Source organism: Microbacterium salsuginis (assembly GCF_012524205.1).
Taxonomy (GTDB): domain Bacteria; phylum Actinomycetota; class Actinomycetes; order Actinomycetales; family Microbacteriaceae; genus Microbacterium; species Microbacterium salsuginis.
Genome location: NZ_JABACI010000002.1, coordinates 69,059 through 90,665 on the forward strand (window position 1 = coordinate 69,059; position 21,607 = coordinate 90,665).

The 21,607-nt window shown below is 70.0% G+C and carries 19 protein-coding genes; 6 read left to right on the forward strand and 13 right to left on the reverse strand.

Annotated features, from left to right (window positions below):
* Nucleotides 1-6: 6 nt before the first annotated feature.
* From HF576_RS07420 to HF576_RS07445, 6 genes are all read right to left on the reverse strand, one after another.
* Nucleotides 7-684: an ABC transporter ATP-binding protein gene (locus tag HF576_RS07420; RefSeq protein WP_168912186.1), complete on the reverse strand. Its 678-nt coding sequence runs from the start codon at nt 682-684 to the stop codon at nt 7-9.
* The gene (locus tag HF576_RS07425) at nt 681-2,291 is read right to left on the reverse strand and encodes an efflux RND transporter periplasmic adaptor subunit (RefSeq protein ID WP_343234203.1); all 1,611 of its coding nucleotides are present in this window, start codon (nt 2,289-2,291) and stop codon (nt 681-683) included. Before HF576_RS07425 ends, HF576_RS07420 begins: the two co-directional genes overlap by 4 nt.
* A gap of 1 nt (nt 2,292) precedes the next feature.
* Entirely contained in the window at nt 2,293-3,264 is a 972-nt protein-coding gene (locus HF576_RS07430; protein ID WP_168912187.1) for a hypothetical protein, read from the reverse strand.
* 143 nt (nt 3,265-3,407) lie between these two features.
* A complete protein-coding gene (locus HF576_RS07435; RefSeq protein WP_168912188.1) occupies nt 3,408-4,010 on the reverse strand; it encodes a histidine phosphatase family protein in 603 nt (200 codons plus the stop codon).
* Nucleotides 4,011-4,118: 108 nt separating this feature from the next.
* Nucleotides 4,119-5,159, reverse strand: coding sequence for an aldo/keto reductase (locus tag HF576_RS07440; protein WP_168912189.1), 1,041 nt, complete (start codon nt 5,157-5,159; stop codon nt 4,119-4,121).
* Nucleotides 5,160-5,440: 281 nt separating this feature from the next.
* Nucleotides 5,441-7,732: a polyribonucleotide nucleotidyltransferase gene (locus tag HF576_RS07445; protein WP_168912190.1), complete on the reverse strand. Its 2,292-nt coding sequence runs from the start codon at nt 7,730-7,732 to the stop codon at nt 5,441-5,443.
* Between the two features lie 309 nt (nt 7,733-8,041).
* Between HF576_RS07445 and HF576_RS07450 the strand changes: the two genes are divergently transcribed.
* Both HF576_RS07450 and HF576_RS07455 read left to right on the forward strand, forming a co-directional pair.
* Nucleotides 8,042-8,224, forward strand: a complete 183-nt coding sequence (locus HF576_RS07450) for a DUF5302 domain-containing protein (RefSeq protein ID WP_168912191.1) — start codon at nt 8,042-8,044, stop codon at nt 8,222-8,224.
* A 15-nt stretch (nt 8,225-8,239) separates the two neighbouring features.
* Nucleotides 8,240-8,425 (forward strand): hypothetical protein, encoded by a 186-nt coding sequence (locus HF576_RS07455; protein ID WP_168912192.1) that lies wholly within the window; start codon nt 8,240-8,242, stop codon nt 8,423-8,425.
* 75 nt (nt 8,426-8,500) lie between these two features.
* Here the strand turns inward: HF576_RS07455 and HF576_RS07460 are convergent, their stop codons facing one another.
* Nucleotides 8,501-9,952, reverse strand: a complete 1,452-nt coding sequence (locus HF576_RS07460; RefSeq protein ID WP_168912193.1) for a cation:dicarboxylate symporter family transporter — start codon at nt 9,950-9,952, stop codon at nt 8,501-8,503.
* Nucleotides 9,953-10,131: 179 nt separating this feature from the next.
* On the opposite strand from HF576_RS07460, the gene HF576_RS07465 reads away from it, so the two are divergent.
* Nucleotides 10,132-11,394, forward strand: a complete 1,263-nt coding sequence (locus tag HF576_RS07465; RefSeq protein WP_168912194.1) for a sensor histidine kinase — start codon at nt 10,132-10,134, stop codon at nt 11,392-11,394.
* Nucleotides 11,391-12,071, forward strand: coding sequence for a response regulator (locus HF576_RS07470; protein ID WP_168912195.1), 681 nt, complete (start codon nt 11,391-11,393; stop codon nt 12,069-12,071). Before HF576_RS07465 ends, HF576_RS07470 begins: the two co-directional genes overlap by 4 nt.
* A 32-nt stretch (nt 12,072-12,103) precedes the next feature.
* Here the strand turns inward: HF576_RS07470 and HF576_RS07475 are convergent, their stop codons facing one another.
* Nucleotides 12,104-14,077, reverse strand: coding sequence for a GDSL-type esterase/lipase family protein (locus HF576_RS07475; protein WP_168912196.1), 1,974 nt, complete (start codon nt 14,075-14,077; stop codon nt 12,104-12,106).
* A 139-nt stretch (nt 14,078-14,216) separates the two neighbouring features.
* Here HF576_RS07475 and HF576_RS07480 point away from each other — a divergent pair, with 139 nt between their 5' ends.
* Nucleotides 14,217-14,816 (forward strand): VTT domain-containing protein, encoded by a 600-nt coding sequence (locus HF576_RS07480; RefSeq protein ID WP_168912197.1) that lies wholly within the window; start codon nt 14,217-14,219, stop codon nt 14,814-14,816.
* Between the two features lie 32 nt (nt 14,817-14,848).
* Nucleotides 14,849-15,664, forward strand: coding sequence for a DNA/RNA non-specific endonuclease (locus HF576_RS07485; protein WP_168912738.1), 816 nt, complete (start codon nt 14,849-14,851; stop codon nt 15,662-15,664).
* A 15-nt stretch (nt 15,665-15,679) separates the two neighbouring features.
* On the opposite strand, the gene HF576_RS07490 is transcribed toward HF576_RS07485, so the two are convergent.
* From HF576_RS07490 to HF576_RS07510, 5 genes are all read right to left on the reverse strand, one after another.
* Nucleotides 15,680-16,330: an FMN reductase gene (locus tag HF576_RS07490; RefSeq protein WP_168912198.1), complete on the reverse strand. Its 651-nt coding sequence runs from the start codon at nt 16,328-16,330 to the stop codon at nt 15,680-15,682.
* A gap of 22 nt (nt 16,331-16,352) precedes the next feature.
* Complete coding sequence (locus HF576_RS07495) at nt 16,353-17,552, reverse strand: LLM class flavin-dependent oxidoreductase (RefSeq protein WP_168912739.1); 1,200 nt, start codon at nt 17,550-17,552, stop codon at nt 16,353-16,355.
* Nucleotides 17,553-17,629: 77 nt separating this feature from the next.
* Nucleotides 17,630-18,781: a N(5)-(carboxyethyl)ornithine synthase gene (locus HF576_RS07500; RefSeq protein WP_168912199.1), complete on the reverse strand. Its 1,152-nt coding sequence runs from the start codon at nt 18,779-18,781 to the stop codon at nt 17,630-17,632.
* Between the two features lie 57 nt (nt 18,782-18,838).
* Nucleotides 18,839-20,572: a glycoside hydrolase family 13 protein gene (locus tag HF576_RS07505; protein WP_168912200.1), complete on the reverse strand. Its 1,734-nt coding sequence runs from the start codon at nt 20,570-20,572 to the stop codon at nt 18,839-18,841.
* A 51-nt stretch (nt 20,573-20,623) separates the two neighbouring features.
* Nucleotides 20,624-21,505: an alpha/beta fold hydrolase gene (locus HF576_RS07510; RefSeq protein WP_168912201.1), complete on the reverse strand. Its 882-nt coding sequence runs from the start codon at nt 21,503-21,505 to the stop codon at nt 20,624-20,626.
* Nucleotides 21,506-21,607: the final 102 nt, after the last annotated feature.

Sequence of the window (21,607 nt, forward strand, 5' to 3'; positions counted from 1 at the left end):
CGGTGGTCATGCGACCTCCTGCAGACGGCCGTCCGCGATCCGGATGCTGCGGCCCGCGCGGGCGGCGACGGCAGGGTCGTGGGTGATCACGACCAGCGTCAGTCCATCGGCGTTCAGCTCGTCGAACAGATCGAGGACTCCTCCCGTCGTGTCGCCGTCGAGGTTGCCCGTCGGCTCGTCCGCGAGCACCAGGCTCGGACGGCTCACCACCGCACGGGCGACCGCGACGCGCTGCCGCTCACCGCCCGAGAGCGTGCCGGGAAGAAAGTCGATGCGGTGCCCGAGGCCGACCCGCTCGAGCACCTCGCGCGCGCGCGGCTCGCGCTCGGCCCGCGCAACGCCGCTGTAGAGCATCGGCATCATCACGTTGTCGAGCACGCTCCGGCGCGCCAGCAGGTGGAAGGACTGGAACACGAATCCGATCCGGCGAGCACGGACGGCGGCGCGCTCATCCTCACCGAGTGCGCCGGTGAGGTGCCCCTCGATCCGGTACTCGCCGACACTCGGCCGGTCGAGCAGTCCGAGGATGTTCAGCATCGTGGACTTGCCCGAGCCGCTCGGCCCCACGATCGAGACGTATTCCCCCGCCTCCACGCACAGGGAGGCGCCTTTCAGCGCCTGCACCTCGGGGGGTCCGGGAAACGACCGTGTGACGTCGCGCAGCTCGATCAGGGGCGATGTCATCGGCCCACCACGACGAGGTCACCCTCCTCGAGCTCGCCCGACTCGACGGGGCGAACCTCGACCGAGCCGTCCGCGGCGAGCCCGGTCTCGACGTCGACCAGACGCGTCTCGGCCTGGTCGCCGTCACGCGGATCGCCGTCGACCACTTCGACTCGGCTCTCTCCGCCGGGGCCGGCCGTGACCGCGGCGAGCGGCACGAACAGCACTTCGCCCTCGGTCGCGCCGACGGGGATCGACACTCGCACGTTCGCCCCCTGCAGCTGCTGGATCTGCTCCGGTGTGAGCGGGTCAGGGGTGAAGCCGATCGTCCAGCGCCCGCTGGACTCCTCGCCGGGGGTCACCTCGGCGATCACGGCGCGGTGGCTGGCGCCGTCCGGCAGCTCGAACGATGCTTCGCCACCGACCTGCAGCAGGGTCGCGTCCGCCTCGGCGGCCGAGCCGGTCAGCTCGAGGGTGGCACCCGACACCGTCATGGCGACGCCTTGGAGGATCGAGCCACGGGCCGCCGTCACGGCGTCCACGCGTCGCGGAAGCGCCGCGAGGTAGAGCACCTCACTCGAGGGCAGGAAGGGCAGCGCCTCCTCACGCGCTCGCGTGAGCGCCTCCTGCGCCTGAGCGACCTGCGAGCGTGCGGCATCGACGGCGGCACGCTGTGCCCGCGTGTCGGGCGCGGCCGCGACTTCGTCGCGGCGGAGCTTCGCCAGAGCGAGGGCGTCCTCGAGATCCGCCACGACGAGCGGGTCCAGCGGCACCGCCATCCGGGCGGCGTCGAGCTGCCGCTGCGCGCTGGCCACCTGGTTGTCGGCTTCGCGGAGGGCCACCGCAGACGCGCCGCTGCCCGCACGGTTCAGTTCATCGTTGGCCGCGGCGAGCGACTGCTGCGCAGCTGTCACGCCTTCCGAAGCGGCCCGGACCGCCTCGTCGCCGCCCTCCGGCGGAGGCGGCGGGGCGTATCCCACGAGGTCGTAGAGCGCCGGCACCGCAGCGGCGGCCGCCGCGTCGAAGACGTCGGATGCCGGATCCCCGGCGTTGATGCCGACCGCGGCCATCGCCTGCTTGAACTGCACCACGTCCGGCCCCGACATCCCGAACCGCAGAGTGCGGTACGCGGGGAGGTCTCCCGGCAGCACGATGACCGGCCTGCCGGCGATCTCGAGGGCCACAGCCAGGGGGCCGAACTCGGCACCGGCCTCGGGGACCCGGCCGGTCACGATCGCCGGCCCCGTGAGCGAGGAGGTGTCGAGGGTGATCTCGGCGGCGTCGGCGTAGCCGACCTCGCCGCGGATGGTGACGTCGTTGCTCAGCTCGCCGAACTCGACCGGCACCGTGATCAGGCCGGGCTCGGGAGGCTCCGCCCGCGCCGATGCCTCTGCGGGCGACACCACGAAGCGTCCGACGAGAAGCCCGACCACGAGGCTGGCCACGGCCACCGCCGCCACGATCCACAGCGCACGGTTGCCGTCGAACACGCGCCGCCAGCGCGTGAACAGGCCGGCGCGCGGCGGAACGGCGGCGGCCTCACCACCATCCTCGGCCTCGGCAATGGTCGTCCCTGTCCCGAGGATCTCGTCGAAGCTCTCGTCCTGCTGCTCTTGCGATCCCGCCACGCTAGCGGCCCTGCTCCGCCGCGGCCTTGAGAGCGTCGAGGTCGGCCTTGTGGTCGGCGATGAACTCCTCCTCGAGCGCGAACTGAATGTCGAGCTGGACCTTGCGGTAGTCCGTCTCCTCGCGGCAGTCGAGGTCGGCGAGGGCGACCTCGATCTCGCGCTCCCCGATCTCGGCGAGCTTCGGATCGTCCTCGACCCACTCGGTCTGGTTCTCGTAGTAGGCGTTCAGCTCCTCGTTGAACTCCATCTGCGCGTCCATCTGCGCGTCATAGCCCGGATGCCCGGCGTCGGCCATGCAGGAGCTCCATGCCGCGTTGATCTCGTCGAACGCGTTCGACTCCTGGGTCTTGGTCCAGAACTCCTCCATCGCCTTCATGAGCGGCTCGAACTCGTCGGCCATCGCGGGGTTCTTCTGCTCGACCTCGTGCTGGGCCCAGCCGTAGCATCCCGCCTGCTCCCAGTCGTACTCGTACGAGCCGTCCTCGTTCATCTGGTCCTCGGGCATGGGCGGGCCGTGCAGCGTCTCGTAGAACGCCGTCTGCTCGGATTCCGGGAGGCTCATGATGTAGTCCTGGTTGGGATCCACCCACTCCTCCTGGTCGGTCGGCGGCTCCTCGCTCATCGGCGAGTTGATCATCCCGTAGCCGTACTGGGCCACCCACTCGCGGTCGTCGGGCTTCCACGCGTCGTCGGAGCCGAAAGAGATCGACGAGCCACCGGTGTTGGGGATGTACTCGAAGCCCTCCTCCGACATGCACTCCGCGACGAGCTCCTCGCGCTCCGCGTTCTCCTTCTCGAACCGCTCGCGCTGCTCGTCCTCGGAGAGATCACCGCCCCACACCGCTGACATGTACTCGTTCAGGGGTGAGTCCTCGGGCTTCGGTGCACCTGAGCCTGACGGCCCCGAGCAGGCGGCGAGCGTCACCACGAGGCCGGTGGCGAGGAGGAGGGCGAGGGGCGTGCGTGTGCGCATGGCGGCTCCGTAGGGGGGAGGTCGAGCTGCTGGTGGGGTGCGGCGGTGCAGCCCCGTCACTCGTTTATGTCGGAACCTCCCCTCCCCCTGACAGCCTCTGGGGCGACCGTTGCACAACCGTTACTTCCGGCCGGCGAAGCGTGTCAGACGGGATAGACCTCGGGAAGCCCGGTGCGCAGCTCGACGGGCAGGTGCGACATGTCGTTGTGGGACAGGATCGTCCACGGGCGTCCCTGTTTCTGCGCGATCACGGTCAGCCCGCAGTGGGCCTGGTTGAGAGTCATCCAGCGCCATTCCGGCGCCTGCAGCACTTCGCGCACGAACCACGCGATCACGAAGTTGTGCGTGATGACGAGCTCGTGCACCTCGCCGCGCTTGCGCACCAGGAACTCGCTCACCGCATCGGACATCTGAGCCCGCCCCGCCTCGACCTCGGCCTCGGTCACGGAGCCGAAGAACGGCTCGAACACCGAGGGCGTCTCGTCGGTCATGCCCGTCGGCACGCAGTCGAACAGCAGTGCGGAGGGCTCCGGCGCAAGCGACGGCATCCGCTCGGACACCGCTCGTGCCGTCTCGCTCGCCCGCTCGAGCGGGGAGTGCCACACCGCATCGAACGGCACCCCCGACAGCCGGTCTGCGAGAAGCGCTGCCTGACGGCGGCCACGCGGCGAAAGGGGTCCGTCGACCAGTCCGTGCTCGGCGTTCTGATGCTCGCCATGTCGCACGAGGTAGATGTAGTGCGTCACGCAGCTCACTCCGTCGGGGGTCGCGTGCCCGGACGGGGCACCGCTTTCCACCCTACGTCACCGACGGATGCCGTTCCCGGGCTTGTGGAGAGGTCGGCGCGCCGCCGGCTATTCCGACGCGCGGGCGATGTCGGACAGCTGGGAGCGGCTGAGTCGCACCCCCACCCCCTGCACGAGTTCCTCGACGTGCTGGGGGGCGTACGCGTTGACGATCGGGGCCGTCACGAGTTTCTGCGACAGCAACCACGCGACGGCGACCGCTGCGTCGGGCACACCGAGCTCGGTGCCCACGGCATCGAGCGCCCGCAGCGTTCGGCTGCCGCGGCGGTTGAGATTCGCGGCCAGCTGCGCGCCGCGCACCGACAGCGACCCACGGAGGCGCGTACGCTGCCTGCCCGCGAGGAATCCGTGCTCGAGCGCGTGCGAGGGCGTCACGGCCATGCCCTGCGCGCCGGCCACGAGGCGCAGGTCGGCGTCGAACTCGTGACGCCGCAGGACGTTGAACGGGACATCCAGGACCGTGATGCGCGGATAGCCCGCGGAGGCGAGGATGCGGGCCTCGACCAGCTGAGCGGCGCTGTAGCCCATCGCCCCGATGGCGGCGACCTTGCCCGACTCGACCAGCCACTCGGCGGTCGCCAGAGTGTCCTCGAGCGCGGTCATCGAGTCGGTCGACGCGTCGAGCGAGAGCACGTCGATGCGCTCGGTGCGCAGCCGCGTGAGCGAGGCCTCGACCGAGCGGATCAGATTGACCGGGCCGAGTCCGGGGTTGTCGGCGTGCCCGCCGACCCGCACCGCGAGCACCACGTCGTCACGCAGGCCGCGGGAGTGCAGCCATTGACCGATGATGTGCTCGCTGCGTCCGCCTGAGAAGCTGTCCGAGGTGTGGACGGCATTCCCGCCCAGCTCGGCGTACGCGTCGAGGATCGCATGGCTCGACTCGAGGTCGACGTTCCAGCCGAACTCGGCTCCGCCGAGGATCAGCGGGAAGACCTCGACACCGCTCTCGCCGAGCGGCACGCGCACGTTGCTGCCCACCGACGGCCCCTGAACGGGGATGGGTGCGGAGGGGTGGACTCCGGGCGCGGCCGGGCCGGTGGCATCCGGGCTCGTCGGCGGGAGCGTCGAGTCAACGCCGAAGTAAGCCATGTGCCACCCCCTCACGAAGCCCGGTGGGAGTCTTCGTGATCACTGTGTCCGCACCCCCCGGCGCGTACTTCGAGGGTAGGGCAGTCCGGACACCCGGCCGCTCACCGAGGCGAACTGTCGATAAACATTACATAACGGTTTCATCACGACGCGGCGTCGCACAGCGGGTTGTCCCCCGTTCGGTGGACCAGGGCGAGCCCTCCGCCGCAACGCCGGATGCCCGCCCCGCTCCGGAAGGAGCAGGACGGGCATCCGGACAGGCAGTCAGACCGCGATGCGACTCAGCCCTCTGCGGGAGCCTCCGGACCGGGGTTGGCCGCGTCGCGACCCTCCTGGTCGGCCGGCTCTTCGAGCACCGGCTCGAGGGACAGCTTGCCGCGGTCGTCGATCTTGGTGATCTTGACCAGGAGCTTCTGACCGACCGACAGGACGTCGTCGACGTTCTCGACGCGCTTGCCGCCCGCGAGCTTGCGGACCTCGGTCACGTGCAGGAGCCCGTCCTTGCCCGGAAGCAGCGAGACGAACGCGCCGAAGGTCGCGATCTTCACCACGGTGCCGAGGAACTGCTCGCCGACCTCCGGGTTCGTCGGGTTGGCGATCGCGTTCACCTGGGCGCGCGCGGCCTCCGCCGACGGACCATCGGTCGCGCCGATGTAGACGGTGCCGTCCTCCTCGATGGAGATCTGCGCGCCGGTCTCGTCCTGGATGGCGTTGATCGTCTTGCCCTTGGGTCCGATCAGCTCACCGATCTTGTCGACCGGGATCTGGACGCTGATCACGCGCGGGGCGGTCGGCGCCATCTCGTCGGGACCGTCGATCGCGGCGTTCAGCACGCCGAGGATCGTCAGACGCGCCTCGTGCGCCTGCTGCAGCGCCGCGGTGAGCACCGACGACGGGATGCCGTCGAGCTTCGTGTCCAGCTGGATGGCGGTGACGAACTCGCTCGTGCCGGCGACCTTGAAGTCCATGTCGCCGAGGGCGTCCTCGGCGCCGAGGATGTCGGTCAGTGCGGCGTAGCGCGTCTGCCCGTCGACCTCGTCCGAGACCAGGCCCATCGCGATACCCGCGACCGGCGCGCGCAGCGGCACACCGGCGTTGAGGAGCGAGAGCGTGGACGCGCAGACCGAGCCCATCGACGTCGAGCCGTTGGAGCCGAGGGCCTCGGACACCTGACGGATCGCGTAGGGGAACTCCTCGCGGCTGGGCAGCACCGGCACGAGCGCGCGCTCGGCCAGGAAGCCGTGCCCGATCTCGCGACGCTTGGGGCTGCCCACACGGCCGGTCTCACCGGTCGAGTAGGGCGGGAAGTTGTAGTGGTGCATGTAGCGCTTGTGCGTGACAGGCGACAGCGAGTCGATCTGCTGCTCCATCTTGAGCATGTTCAGCGTGGTGACGCCCAGGATCTGGGTCTCGCCGCGCTGGAAGATCGCCGAGCCGTGGACGCGCGGGATGACCTGCACCTCGGCGTCGAGCGGACGGATGTCGGCAAGGCCACGGCCGTCCATGCGGACGCCCTCGGCGAGGATGCGACCGCGCACGATCTTCTTCGTCACCGACTTGTAGGCGGCGGAGAACTCGAGCGTCGCGACGGCCGGCAGCTCACCGGACTCGACGGCGGCGAGAAGCTCGGCCTTGACGGCGTCCTTCAGCTCGTCGTCGGCGTTCTGACGGGCCTGCTTGTCGGCGATCTGGTAGATCGGGACGAGCTTGTCATAGGCGCGGTGCGCGACGAAGTCGTAGGTCTCCTGGCTGTAGGGCAGGAAGACCGGGAACTCCTTGATCTCCTTCGCAGCGGTGTTCGCCACGACGTTCTGCGCGGCGACGAGCTGCTTGATGAAGGGCTTCGAGGCCTCGAGACCCTCGGCCACGACCTGCTCGTTGGGCTTGGTGGCGCCGCCCTTGATGAGGTTCCACGAACCCTCGGTCGCCTCGGCCTCGACCATCATGATCGCGACATCCTCGTTGCCGTCGGCGTCGGTGATGACGCGGCCGGCGACGATGAGGTCGAAGACGGCCTCCTCGAGCTGGGTGACGGTCGGGAACGCGATCCACTGGTCGGCGTTCTCGCCGTGACCCGGGATGAGGGCCAGACGGACACCCGCGATCGGACCCGAGAACGGCAGTCCCGAGATCTGGGTCGAGAGGGATGCCGCGTTGATCGCGAGCGCGTCGTAGAACTCGCCGGGTGCGATCGAGAGCACCGTGACGACGATCTGCACCTCGTTGCGAAGACCCTCGACGAACGACGGGCGCAGCGGGCGGTCGATGAGACGGCAGACGAGGATCGCCTCGGTGGAGGGGCGGCCCTCGCGACGGAAGAACGAGCCGGGGATCTTGCCCGCGGCGTACGAGCGCTCTTCGACGTCGACGGTCAGCGGGAAGAAGTCGAAGCCTTCGCGCGGGTGCTTGCCGGCGCTGGTGGCCGAGAGGAGCATCGTCTCCTCGTCGAGGTACGCGGCGACGGCACCCTGTGCCTGCTGCGCGAGTCGCCCGGTTTCGAACCGGACGGTGCGGGTGCCGAAGCGTCCGTTGTCGAGGACGGCTTCGGCGGCGGTGATTTCAGGACCTTCCAAGAGGTCTCTCCTTCTTTGTTTAGGCTCGCACGCGCGTCTCGCGCACGAGCTTGTGCGAAGGAGCAGGAACAGGCAGATGTCGGCGCGCGGCATGTCCGCGGGATTCGCCAGCGCTGGTCACCAGTAGAAGACCACCCGCCGCATCGCGTCGAGGAATCCACCACAGGGGACCAGCTAGCTGCCGGCCTGCTCCGTTGCTCATATGGAATTGAGCGGGCCGCCCAGAGGGCAACCCGAGACAGCTTATCAGCGGGCGCCCGAATCCCGGCATCCCTGGCGGGCGTCGGATGCCGCACCTAGGGTTGGAGCATGAGCACCGACGACAAGCCGGCGAGCGCGGCATCCGACGAGATGAAGCGCAAGTTCAAGGAAGCCCTCGACAAGAAGAACGCCCAGCGCCGCGAGGGCGAGGCGCACCTGGATGCGGACTCCGGGATCCACGGCACTCACGGAGCCGTCACCAAGCGGGAGTTCCGGCGCAAGAGCGGGTAGGACGGCGGTGACGCGATGAGCGACTTCAGGGAACGGATCCCGGACGACGAACGCGACGTCCCGCTCGATGACGAGGTGGAGTTCGAGACTCCGCCCCCGACGCTCGACCCGATGGAATCCGTCGAGGCCGAGGCCGACGAGGTCATCGAGCATGAACGGGACGCCGCGATCGAGGCCGGCGAGATCGACCACGAGCGCTGACGGGCCGATCCGACCACGACAGGCTCGGGGCCCCGCCGCGGCGGGGCCCCGAGCCGTCCTCAGCGCCTGACCGACTCAGCGGCTGAGCAGTTCCGCACGCTCGCGTGCCCGCTTCTCCTTCTCACCGGCCTCCGCGACCGCGGCCTCTTCGAGGCCCTGGACTCCGACCGCGTCCGGCGCATTCGACATGCCGTCGTGGTCGTCACCGGCCAGCGTCGTCTCGTCGAAAGGCAGGTCGCCGGCCAGGACGCTGCGAGCCCGGCTCGCGTCGAACTCCTTCGTCCATGAGCCGATCAGCACGGTGGCCACCGCGTTGCCGGTGAAGTTGGTGACGGCCCTGCCCTCCGACATGAACCGGTCGATGCCGACGATGACGCCGACACCGTTGACGAGGTCGGGACGGTAGGCCTGCAGGCCTCCGGCGAGCGTGGCAAGGCCTGCCCCGGTGACGCCCGCGGCGCCCTTGGAGGCGACGATCATGAACACCAGCAGGCCGATCTGCTCGCCCAGCGACATCGGGGCGCCCATGCCGCTCGCGATGAACAGCGACGCCATCGTCAGGTAGATCGCAGTGCCGTCGAGGTTGAACGAGTAGCCGGTCGGAACGGTGATGCCCACGACGGGCTTCGAGACGCCGAGGTGCTCCATCTTGGCGATGAGGCGGGGCAAGGCGGACTCCGACGACGACGTGCCGACGATCAGCAGGTACTCCCGCGCGAGGTACTTCACGAGGGCGAAGATGTTGATCCGCGTCACCGCCCACAGCAAGGTGCCGAGCACGCCGATGATGAAGATCAGGCACGTCAGGTAGAACGCGATCATCAGCGTGCCCAGCGCCCAGATCGCGGCGATCCCAGTATTGCCCACGACGGCCGCGATGGCACCGAAGGCGCCCAGCGGTGCCAGCCACAGGATCATGCCGAGGATGCGGAACACCAGCGCCTGCAGGTGCTTGACGGCGTTCATGACGGGCGCACCGCGGTCGCCCATCTGCTGGAGCGCGAATCCCACGAGCAGTGCGATGAAGAGAACCTGCAGCACGCTCTCGCCGGTGAAGGCCGAGAAGAACGTGGTCGGGATGATCCCGAGGATGAACTCCTGGGTCGTCTTCGCCTCCGCGGTCGACTCGTAGCTCGAGCCGGCCATGTCCAGTCCCTCGCCCGGGTGGAGCATGTTGCCGACGAACAGCCCGATGGCCAGCGCGAACGTCGACATGACCATGAAGTACAGCAGTGCCAGGCCGCCGATCTTGCCGACGGTGGCGGCCTTGGCGATCGACCCGACCCCGACGACGATCGTGCAGAAGATGATCGGGGCGATCATCATCTTGATCAGCGCGACGAAGCCCTCGCCCAGCGGCTTGAGGGCGACGCCGACGTCGGGCCAGATCAGGCCGACGGCCGCGCCGAGCACGACGGCGGCGATCACGGAGAGGTAGAGCCAGGTGTGCTTGTCCCATGCGCGCTTGCCGCGACGGAAGTTGAAGCCGGGAAGTGTGAACGAAGTCGTCCGGGTCGAGAGAGCCATCATCGCCTCCTAGGGGTGAACAGTCGTTGTCCGGGTCGCACGGACGGGTGCGACGTGAAGACAGCGTCCGCCTCCCTCGGCGGCGGGGTCGACTTGTGGTCGTATTGGTCCCGCCGATCAGGGCGCCGATCCAGGCGCAAGGGTCGAGGATGGAGCCACGGCCATCAACGAGGAGTGCCATGTCGATGCGGACGAGCCCGGGCAGCGCGGCCTCGCGCGTGTTCCTCGTGGTCGCCGGGTCGGTCGCGCTGCTCGTGACGGTGCTCTCGGTGGTCCTCGTCCTCGACGCGCAGCGTTCGGAGCGCTCCGAAGCCGAGGAGGTGACTCGTGCCGTGGCGACGTCGCTGGCGGCGCTGCCGGAGGTCGCCGGTGCCGTCGGCGGTCCGGATGCGTCGCAACGGCTGCAGCCGGTCGCCGCGGACGTGATGGAGGTCACCGCGCTCGACTTCGTGACGATCATGACCCCTGATGGCGTGCGCGTCACCCACCGCTCACCGTCCGAGATCGGCAGGCAGTACCTCGGCACGATCCCCGAGGCGCCGGCAGTGCTCACGGAGGAGTTCACCGGCACGCTCGGCCCCTCGGTCCGCACCATCGCGCCGGTGCAGGACGACGGTCGCCTCGTCGGCTGGGTGTCGGTCGGTGTCACCCTCGGCAGCATCTCGTCGCAGCTGCTGCCACGACTGCCGTTCGTCGTGTCGATCGCGCTGGCACTGCTCGGCGCGGGCGTGGTGGGCGCGCTGCTGGCCCGGCGCACCACGCGCCGGGTGGCCGGCGATCTGCCGGCAGGCTCGATCCGCGACGCCGTCGCCTCGTACGAGTCGGTCCGCACGCTCGGCGAGGCGCTGCGCGCCCAGACGCACGAGCACGGCAACCGCATGCACACGGCGGTGTCGCTCCTCGAGCTCGGCCGGACCGCCGAGGCCATCGAGATCCTCACCGAGACCTCGCGGCAGAGCCAGGCACTGGTGGATCAGGTCGCGGCTCGCCGCGACGGCGACCCCACCGTCGGCGCGCTGCTTCTCGGCAAGGCCGCACAGGCGCGCGAGCGCGGGATCCAGTGGTCGGCCGAGATCGATCCGGCCGCGCCGCGCAGCTCGCTCCCGCCGATGGACGCCGTCTCGGCGATCGGCAACATGATCGACAACGCGATGGATGCCGCGGCCTCCGGCGAAACGCCGCGCTGGGTGCGCGTCGTCTTCGCCCGAATGCCCGGCTCCCCCGCCCTGCGCGTCGAAGTGTCCGACAGCGGCGCCGGCATCGCCGACGACATCCGCGACCGGATCTGGGAGCACGGATTCTCGACGAAGCCGGCAGGCACCGAAGGGCGTGGCGTAGGACTGGCACTGGTGCGGTCGATCGTGACGGATGCCGGCGGCACCGTCGATGTGCGCCAGGATCCGACGACCTTCGTCGTGACGCTGCCGGCGAGGCATCCGTGATCCGCGTCCTGGTGGTCGACGACGATGCGCTCACGCTGGAGCTGCACCGCAGCTATCTCGCACGGCTGGAGGGGTTCGAGCTGGCGGGCGAATGCACGGGTGCCCGCGCCGCGATCGAGGCGCTCCTCGCGGGCGCCGACCGGATCGACCTGGTCCTGCTGGACGTCACGATGCCCGACGGCACCGGTGTCGACGTGCTGCGGCACGTGCGCGCCCGCGGCGCGACGGTCGACGTGATCGCGATCACAGGGGTCCGCGACGCCGAGGTGGTGCGCGGCATGGTCGCGCTGGGCGTCGCGCAGTATCTGGTCAAGCCGTTCACGTTCGCGGTGTTCCGCGAGCGGCTGGAGCAGTATCGCGAGTTCCGACGCCGGGCGGACGAGTCCGCGGGAGCGCCGACGCAGGCCGAGATCGACGCGATGCTCGGAGCGATGCATCCGGCAACGCCCGTCCGGCTCCCGAAGGGGCTCGCACCCGAGACGCTTGCCGTGGTCTCGGACGACGTCCGCCGCAACGGTCCCGCCTCGGCGGGTGAGGCGGCGCGGCGACTCGGGATGTCGCGGGTCGCCGTGCGCCGGTATCTGGAGCACTTGACCGCGGAAGGCCGCGTCATCCGTTCGCCTCGCTACGGGACGGGCGGTCGGCCGGAGTCGGAGTATCGCTGGAACGCGGAGTGAGCCCCCGGCCGCGCATGACCCGTGGCGCGCGCTCAGCTCACCCTCGACCGTTCCCGCACGTCGCCACGTCCGCCGATCTCGGAGTAGTCGTCGTGCTTGGGAAGCAGGCCATCACCGGCCGTGCGACCGCGCAGGCGGCGCCAGACCCAGGGCAGCGCGTCGCGGCCCAGCCACGACCCCACGGGCATCGGGTCGTCGTCGGCGTGGAGCGCGGCGTCCAGTCCCGCCAGCGCCTCGGCGTCGGGCACACCCAGCGCCTCGGCGGCGCGATACGCCAGGAACCGGTGCCCCCGGGAGCGCAGGTGCACCTTGTCGTCGGCCCACAGGTCGAGGTCGCCGATCGCCGGCAATGCGTCCAGGTCGAGGAGGATCGCCCCGGTCGCGGCGGCGATGCGACGCAGCTCGGACGCGTAGACGGCGAACCGGCGAGCGAAGATCCGGGCCGCACGCCGGCGAGGGAGGAACGGCGTCACGAGCAGCACGTCGATGCCCGCGGCGCGCAGCGTCGCGATCCCCTGCTCGAGGGCGGCGGCGAGGCGCACGGGGTCGGCCCGCCTGCCCACGAGGTCGTTCGCGCCGATCAGCACCGAGACGAGGTCGGGCCGCAGCGCGAGCGCGCGCGGCAGCTGCTCGTGGAGCACGTGCTCGACCCGACGGCTGCGCACCGCCAGATTCGCGTAGCGGAACGGCTCACGCTCGTCGCGGGCGTGAGCGAGCAGCTGCGCCAAGCGGTCGGCCCAGCCCCGGTACTGTCCCGGCGGCATGCGCGAGGCGTCGCAGAGGCCCTCGGTGAGCGAGTCCCCGAGCGCCACGTACCGGCCCCAGGGCCGCGGCTGCCCGGTGGCCGTGGCCGGCATCGCGGGCCGTGTCGCTCCTCGCTGCACCAGCGCATCGTCGATGGGCCGCAGCATCCGCGCCTCGTCGTAGTGCTCGACCAGCCGACGGCAGACGGCGTCCCACGTGCGGTCGCGAACCGATTCGCGGGCTGCGGCCCCGAACGCCCGGCGCTTGCCGTCGTCGCCGGCGAGATCGGCGACCCGGGCACGCAGGTCGCGGAGGTCGCCCGGGCGGTAGAGCCAGCCGTCGACGCTGGAGCGCACCAGGTCGAGCGGACCGCCGACGCCCGTCGCGACCACGGGCACTCCGCTGGCGAGCGCCTCCTGGATGGTCTGCCCGAACGTCTCGCTCTCGCCCGGGTGGACGAACACATCGAAGCTCGCCAGCGCCTCGGCGAGCGCCGACCCGGACAGGTGGCCGGTGAAGACAGCATCGGGGAGAGCCGCCTCAAGGCCGGGCCGCGCCGGTCCGTCTCCAACGACCACGAGGCGGGTTCCCTCGATGCCCGCCAGCGCAGCGAGGTCCGCAACCTGCTTCTCGGGGGCGAGCCGGCCCACATAGCCGACGACGGTCTGCCCCGGTGCGACGCGCGCGCGCCACGCGTCGCTGCGCCGCTCGGGGCCGAAGCGCTCGGTGTCGACTCCGCGCCCCCACCGGCGCAGCCGGTCGACGCCGAGCCCTTCCAGCTGGTGCAGCGACGCCGTCGAGGGTGCCAGCGTGAGCGTCGCCCGGCGGTGCAGGCGCGATACATGACGGCCGACGAGCGCGGACGCCTGCGGCATCCCGTACTTCTCGGCGTACGCGATGACGTCGGTCTGGTACACGGCGACCGCGGGGATCCGCAGCGCGTCGGCGGCGGCGAGGCCCTGCCACCCGAGCACGAAAGGCGAGGCGAGGTGGACCACGTCGGGCCGGAACTCGCGCAGGATCGCGGTGAGCCGGGCAGCCCGCGCGAACACGACGCGCACGTCGGGATAGGAGGGCAGCGGCACCGAGCGCAGCAGCTCGGTGCGCGCACCGTGCAGGTCGGCGGTGAACTCGCCCGCGCGCGGCGCGATCACCAGGGTCTCGTGGCCCTGGGCGGCAAGGTGACGAAGGACATGAAGCACCGACCCTGTCACCCCGTTCATGTGGGGCAGGAACGATTCGGCGAGCAGTGCGACTCTCACGCGACCAGCGTGACGGCCCGACAGACGACCGGACGCCACAAAACGACCCCGGTGACGAGAGTTCACCGGATGCACCGCTCCACGTCACCGGAGAGGCTCCGTTCCGTCGCCGTTCACCCTGGCCCGTTAGGAAGGAGGCGTGATCGACGAGCTGCTGACACAGACGGCGCAGAGCCCGTGGGCGCTCCCCCTGCTGTTCGCGCTCGTCCTCGGCGACGCGTTCCTGGTGGTGATTCCGGGCGAAGCCGCGGTGACCGCGTTCGGTGCTCTCGCCGTGTCGGGCGGTGAGCCGCCGTTGGGCTGGGTGGTGGCGGTGGCGACGATTGCCGCACTGCTGGGCGACGCCGCCTGCTATCTCGTGGGACGCACCGTCGGCCTGCAGCGCTGGCGATGGATGCGGGCGGCCCGCGTGCAGTCGGCGTTCGCGTGGGCGCAGGCCCGGCTCGAGCGTCGCTCTGCGCTGGTGCTCTTCACCGCGCGGTTCATCCCGTTCGCGCGCCTCGCCGTGAACCTCACCGCCGGCGCGACGCGGATCCGTGCGCCGCGGTACCTCGCAGTGGCGGGACTCGCGGCGCTCGCATGGGCGCTCTACCAGGCCTTCATCGGCGCGGCCGTGGCGGCCGTCGTGCCCGGCGGACCGGTCGTGGCCGTCGTCGTGTCGGTGGCTCTCGCGGTCGGGATCGGCCTCACCGTGGACGCGGTGCTGGCGCGCCGCATGCGCACTCGGCGGCCGGAATGACCGGTGGCGGCCAGGATGGAGTGGTGGCGGACATGACCTCGGCGGGATACGACGACGATTTTCTCGGCATCCGGGTTCCGCTCCCCCGCCCCGCCGGCGGGCGTGAGGTGCGCGAACTGCCGTACCCGCGCTTCACCGTGCTGCTCGATCCCGCGCGCACGCTCGCGGCCGTCACCGGGGTGAACATCGACGGTGCTGCGCTGCGGGATGTGCCGCGCACCGGCGAGTGGCGGCTCGATTCGAGGCTGCCCGTCGGCGAGCAGGCCGGGCCCGAGCTCTATGCCGCGAACGATCTCGATCGCGGGCACCTCGTGCGCCGGCGCGATCCGGGCTGGGGTGGCGCGGCCGAGGCCCGGCAAGCCACCGAGGCGACCTTCTTCTACACGAACGCGGCGCCGCAGGCGGCTGCCTTCAACCAGTCGAAGGACCTGTGGCTCGGGCTCGAGGACCACGTCCTGCAGTACGCAGACGCGACCGCGCAGCGGGTCAGCGTCTTCACGGCGCCGATCCTCGCGAACGATGATCCGGTCTATCGCGGCGTCGCCATCCCGCGGCGCTTCTTCAAGGTCGCCGCGTGGACGGCTGCCGCCGACGACGGGATGCCGCGACTGGAGGCGGCCGGGTTCGTGCTGGATCAGTCCGAGCTGCTCGACCTGCGCCAGGGCGCGCTGGCCGTACCGCGGCTGGGCGCCTTCCGCACGTTCCAGGTACCCATCGCCGAGATCGCCGGCCTCGCCGCCCTGGACCTCGGTCCGCTCACGGACGCCGATGTGCTCGCCGCCCCCGCCGTGCGGGGCGAGGGCGGCTGGCGCCCGCTCATCGGCCCGGGGGACGTTCAGCTGCGCTGATCGCCCGGAGCCGGACTACTCCCCCGCGAGACCGCCGAGCAGGTGACCGAACGACCGGCCCTCACCGAGGTAGTTCGCCGGGTCGTAGGGATCGGCGTCCTCGACCGGCTGCCGCCGAGCGATCGCCTCGGCGAGCTCGCGGGCGCCGCGCTCGATCCGTTCGCCGAGCGGAGCGACCTGGTCAGCGGTGGCGCCCCAGTCGCTCGACGCGGCGAAGACACCCGTCGCGACGGGTTCGGCGTGCAGGTAGGCGAACAGCGGACGGATCGCGTAGTCGATCGCGAGCGAATGGCGCGCGGTTCCGGCGTTCGCCCCGATCAGCACGGGCTTGCCGGTGAGCGCATTGGGGTCGAGTACGTCGATGAAGGACTTGAACAGCCCGGAGTAGCTCGTCGAGAAGATCGGCGTGACCGCGATGACGGCATCCGCCGACACCACCGCGTTGATCATCGACTCGAGCGCGGGCGGCGCGAACCCGGTGAGGAGGTTGTTGGTGATGTCGTGCGCGTAGTCGCGCAGCTCGAACACGTCGACCTCGGTCTGGACGTCGCGCTCTGAGAGGTGCTTCGCGGTCGCGGCGGCCAGGCGGTCGGCGAGCATCCGCGTCGAGGACGGGTTCGACAGGCCGGCGGAGATCACGGCGATGCGGCGTGGTGCGGAAGTCATGTCTTCGTCTCGCTTCGCCGGCTCAGCGGCCGGAGTTTCCGAGCCCGAACGCGGCTCCGGCCTTCGCAGGCGTGTCCTGGTACGGGCTCTCGCCGACGAGGTTGTCGCCGCGGTTGGCGCCGGGAACGGCCTGACGCGGGGACTGGTCGCCGTACGCCGCCTTCACGAGGCTCGCGTGTGTCGGGGCATCCGGGACCTCCGCCGGCCGGTTCTTCTGCAGCTCGCGGCGCAGCACCGGGACCACTTCGCCACCCAGGATGTCGAGCTGCTCGAGGACCGTCTTGAGCGGCAGACCCGCGTGGTCGAGGAGGAACAGCTGGCGCTGGTAGTCGCCGTACGTCTCGCGCATCGCGGCGTAGCGGTCGATCACCTGCTGCGGCGAGCCGACCGTGAGCGGCGTCATCTCGCTGAAGTCCTCGAGCGAGGGGCCGTGGCCGTAGACCGGTGCGTTGTCGAAGTACGGCCGGAACTCGCGGACGGCATCCTGCGAGTTGGCACGCATGAACACCTGGCCGCCCAGGCCGACGATCGCCTGCTCGGGCGTGCCGTGCCCGTAGTGCGCGAAGCGCTGACGGTAGAGCGTGATGAGCCGCTGGTAGTGCTCCTTGGGCCAGAAGATGTTGTTCGCGAAGAATCCGTCGCCGTAGTAGGCGGCCTGCTCGGCGATCTCGGGAGTGCGGATCGAGCCGTGCCACACGAAGGGCGCGACGCCGTCGAGGGGACGCGGGGTCGAGGTGAAGCCCTGCAGCGGTGTACGGAACTTGCCCTCCCAGTCCACGACGTCCTCACGCCACAGCCGGTGCAGGAGGTTGTAGCTCTCGATCGCGAGCGGCAGACCCTGACGGATGTCCTTGCCGAACCAGGGGTAGACCGGGCCGGTGTTGCCGCGACCCAGCATCAGGTCGGCACGACCGCCCGACAGGTGCTGCAGCATCGCGTAGTCCTCGGCGATCTTCACCGGGTCGTTCGTGGTGATGAGCGTCGTGGCGGTCGAGACGATCAGGCGCTCGGTCTGCGCCGCGATGTAGGCGAGAGTCGTGGTGGGCGACGACGACCAGAACGGCGGGTTGTGGTGCTCGCCCAGCGCGAAGACGTCGAGCCCGACTTCCTCGGCGTGCTTGGCCACGGTGACGGCGGCGCGGATCTTGTCCGCCTCGCTGGGTGTGGTGCCGGTTGTCGGGTCCTCGGTGATGTCGCTCACCGAGAAGATGCCGAACTGCATCTGAGGTGTGCTGTCGTTCACGATCGCTCCTCGCGTTTTCTATGCATGTGAATGTATCTCATGCAACGCGGCTGTGGTCAGGATATTCCGATCCCGTGCGGAAAGACCGAATCGCGGCGCTGGAACTCGAGGATCGCCGGGTTGAGCACGCGACCGTCCGAGACCTCCGTTGCGCGGCGGATCGTCTCGTTGCCGGCCCACGCGGCCGGCCCGCCCATCACGATGGGGATGAAGGACTGCAGGGCCTCACTGATCTCCCAGCTGGCCGAGTTCCACAGATAGGAGGGACTGTGGTCCACGCCGTAGTAGTCGATGGAGCCGCCGACGGTGAACATCGGGTCTGCGAAGGACGTCGGCCGTGCCCACTCGAACCCCATCCCCTCGTCGCACGAGACGTCGACGATCAGGCTCCCGGGGCGGAACGCGCCCAGATCGGTTTCGCGGAGATAAAGGAGCGGGCGGTTCGGGTCCTGCAGGGTGCAGTTGACGACGATGTCGCTCTCGGCGAGGAAGGGCGCGAGAGGCACGCGGCCCTCGTCGGTGATCACTTCGCTGAGGTACGGCTCGTCGTCATGGTCGAACTGGATGATGTGCGCGGCGTGGATGGGCGAGGCCACCGACGCCGTCCGCCGATTGGTCAGGACGCGGACGTCGTGGACGCCGTGCGCGCGGAGTGCGGTGACGGCACCGCGAGCGGTCGCTCCGAAGCCGATGACGACCGCGGTGAGACGTCGGCCGTAGTCGCCCGTCGCACCGCACAGCTGCAGCGCGTGCAACACCGAGCAGTAGCCCGCGAGCTCGTTGTTGATGTGGAACACATGGAGCCCGAAGGTGCCGTCGCCTCCCCAATGGTTCATTGCCTCGAAGGCGATGACCGTCAGCCGCTTGTCGATCGCCAGCTGGGTCATCCGCTCGTCCTGGACGAGGTGCGGCCAACCCCACAGCACCTGGCCGTCGTGGAGATCGCGGAGATCCTCCAACTGCGGCTTGGGCAGGAGCACGATGTCGGATGCCGCGATCACGTCTTCACGCGATGCGATGCGTCCGACGAGCGGGCGGATCTGGTCGTCGGAGACGCCGAACCGCACGCCGTACGCCTCTTCCACGATGATCCGGTCACGAAGGTCAAGCGGGAGGCGCTCGAAATGGCTGGGATGGATCGGAACGCGCCGTTCATCGGGTTTTCGCGACGTACCGATGACGCCGAGGGTCGGTGCAGCAGCGGTCATGGTGGCCTCGTTCCGTGCGCAGGGCAGGAGAGTCCCCGGGCCCCCGACGCTACACCTTCATCCGTCGGTGGCCGCGCGCAGCACGACGGCCTCCCACGGTCGCAGCGAGAGCGCGGCACCTTCGAGGCCCGGCGGATCGGCGTAGTTGCCCAGCACGAGTTCGGCTCGCGCGCCGTTCATCCCCGCGACGGTCACCTGCTGGGGCTCGCCCGAGAAGTTGCCCGCCACGAAGAGCGACGGACCTCCGCCCGAGCGTGTGAAGGCGTACACGTGCGGATGCTCGGGCTCCACGAGGGCGAAGTCGCCCAAGCGCACCACCCGATCCTCGTGACGCAGCCGGATGAGCCGCCGGTAGTGATGGAAGACGGATGCCGGATCCGCACGCTCCGCCTCGGCGTTGACGCTCACGTGGTTGGGGTTGACGCCGATCCACGGCTCGCCGGACGTGAAGCCGGCCGAGGGGCCGGCATCCCATTGCACCGGAGTGCGGGCGTTGTCGCGGCTGCCGGCCGCGAGCGCCTCGACGAGCTGTTCGTCGGTCAGCCGTCCGTGGGCGCGCGCCTCGGCCGCGAACCGGATCGACTCGATGTCGCGATAGTCGGTGAGCTCGTCGAAATGCGCGTCGGTCATCCCGAGCTCTTCACCCTGATAGACGTACGGCGTGCCGCGGTGGAGGTGCAGGACCGTGGCGAGCATCGTGGCTGATTCGCGGCGGTACGCCCCGTCGTCGCCGAATCGCGACACGATACGAGGCTGATCGTGGTTGCACCAGTAGAGCGCGTTCCAGCCCGCGTCGAACAGTCCCGCCTGCCATCGCGCCATCGTGGCCTTCAGCGCCCGCAGATCCAGCGGGCGCAGATCGAAGCGGCCGCCGGGCCCGTGATCCAGGTGCATGTGCTCGAACGTGAACACCATGTCGAGCTCTTCCCGCGCGGGATCGGTGAACAGCCGCCCGTCCTCGACCGTCGCGCCCGGAGTCTCGCCGACGAGCAGCAGCCCATCACGCCGTCCCTCGAACACCTCGCGATGCATCTCGTGGAGGAACTCGTGCAGGCGCGGCCCGTTCACGGTGTGGGCGCGGTTGTCGCCGTAGAGGCCGTCCCCGACCCCGTCGGCGAGCGACCCGTCGTCGCCGACGGTCTTCGAGATGAGGTTGATGACGTCCATGCGGAAGCCGTCGATTCCCCGGTCGAGCCACCAGCGCATCATGTCGTAGATCGCCGTCCGCACCTCGGGGTTCTCCCAGTTGAGGTCCGGCTGCTTTCGACTGAAGAGGTGCAGGTAGTACTCGCCGGTCGCGCGGTCGAACTCCCACGCAGGTCCCGAGAAGTAGGACCCCCAGTTGGTCGACTCGGCGCCGGGCGATCCGGGCTCCATGCCCTCGCGCGGGGGGCGCCACCAGTACCAGTCGCGCTTGGGGTTGTCTTTCGACGACCGCGACTCGATGAACCACGGGTGCTCGTCACTGGTGTGGTTGACGACGAGATCCATCACGACCTTGATCCCCCGCTCGTGGAGCGCCGCGACGACCTCATCGAGGTCGGCGAGCGTGCCGAAGATCGGGTCGACGTCGCGATAGTCGCTGATGTCGTAGCCGTTGTCGTCCTGCGGGCTGCGGTAGATCGGCGAGAACCACACCACGTCCACCCCCAGCGCGACCAGATGGTCGATGCGCTGCAGCACACCGCGCAGGTCGCCGACGCCGTCGCCATCCGAATCCTGGAACGAACGCGGATAGATCTGATAGACGACCGCTCCGGTCCACCATGCCGGCGGGTCGTTCGGACTCATGGCCGATCGCATCCCGACACCTTACTCCGCGGCCACTCCGCGCGCCCGGGGCTAGCCTGCGTCGGCGAAGAGGCGCAGCATGTCGCGCGCGAGCTGGTGCGGGGCGGTCTCGCACGGCGCGTGACCCGTCGGATAGGTCGCGACGCGCGCCCCGATCCGCTTCGCGTACTCGTCGTGCTGCGCCTGCGGCCACAGATCCTGCTCTCCGACCGCGATGAGCTTCGGAACGTCGACGGCCGCCACCTGGTCGGCGATGTCGGGCATCGACATCATGAGTCCGACGACGTCGTCGATGCATGCCCGCTGGGTCACGGCCAGGCGTTCGCGCACGAAGGCGATGCGGCCGGGCGGAGTGCGATTGAGGTTGTAGCGGATGCCCCACAGGATCAGGCCCGCCGCCCGGTGCGGCGACATGTCGGAGATGGGCCCGATGTGCTTGACGCCGCGGAACACCTGACCCGTCGCAGGCGGTGCCGACATCAGCGTCAGGCTGCGGAACAGCTCGGGACGCTCCACGAGCGCCAGCTCGGTCACCAGTCCGGCGAAGCTGTAGCCCAGCACGTGCGCGGGCGCGCCGTCTTCGAGGATCGCGACGAGGTCGTCGACGAAGAGACGGTAGTCGTACTGATCCCGTGGGGGGTCCAGGTGCGCCGGTCCGGCCAGCACCGATTCCCAGTGCCCGGCGAGGTCGAACGACTCCACGCGGTAGCCCGCCGCCGCGAGCACCGGCATCAGGAGCACGAAGTCCTCCTTCGAGCCCGCGACACCGGGCATCAGCACCACGCGCTGCGCAGCCGGATCGCCCAGGCGCACGCGAGCCAGACCGCCGCTCGGCGCAGCGAAGACATCCCGCTCCGTACCCGTCGGGAAGACGTGCCAGTCGAGGTCGGGAATGGCCTGGTCGCGCTCGAGCGCGTCGTCGATCGTCGTCATCGCGCCGAAGAGACTACCGCTCGGCCTGCCACGCGAGTCGCAGCGGACGGCGGAATCGCCGGAATCGGGAGACGGGTTAGTCTGGTCTGCGCCGAGCGAGGG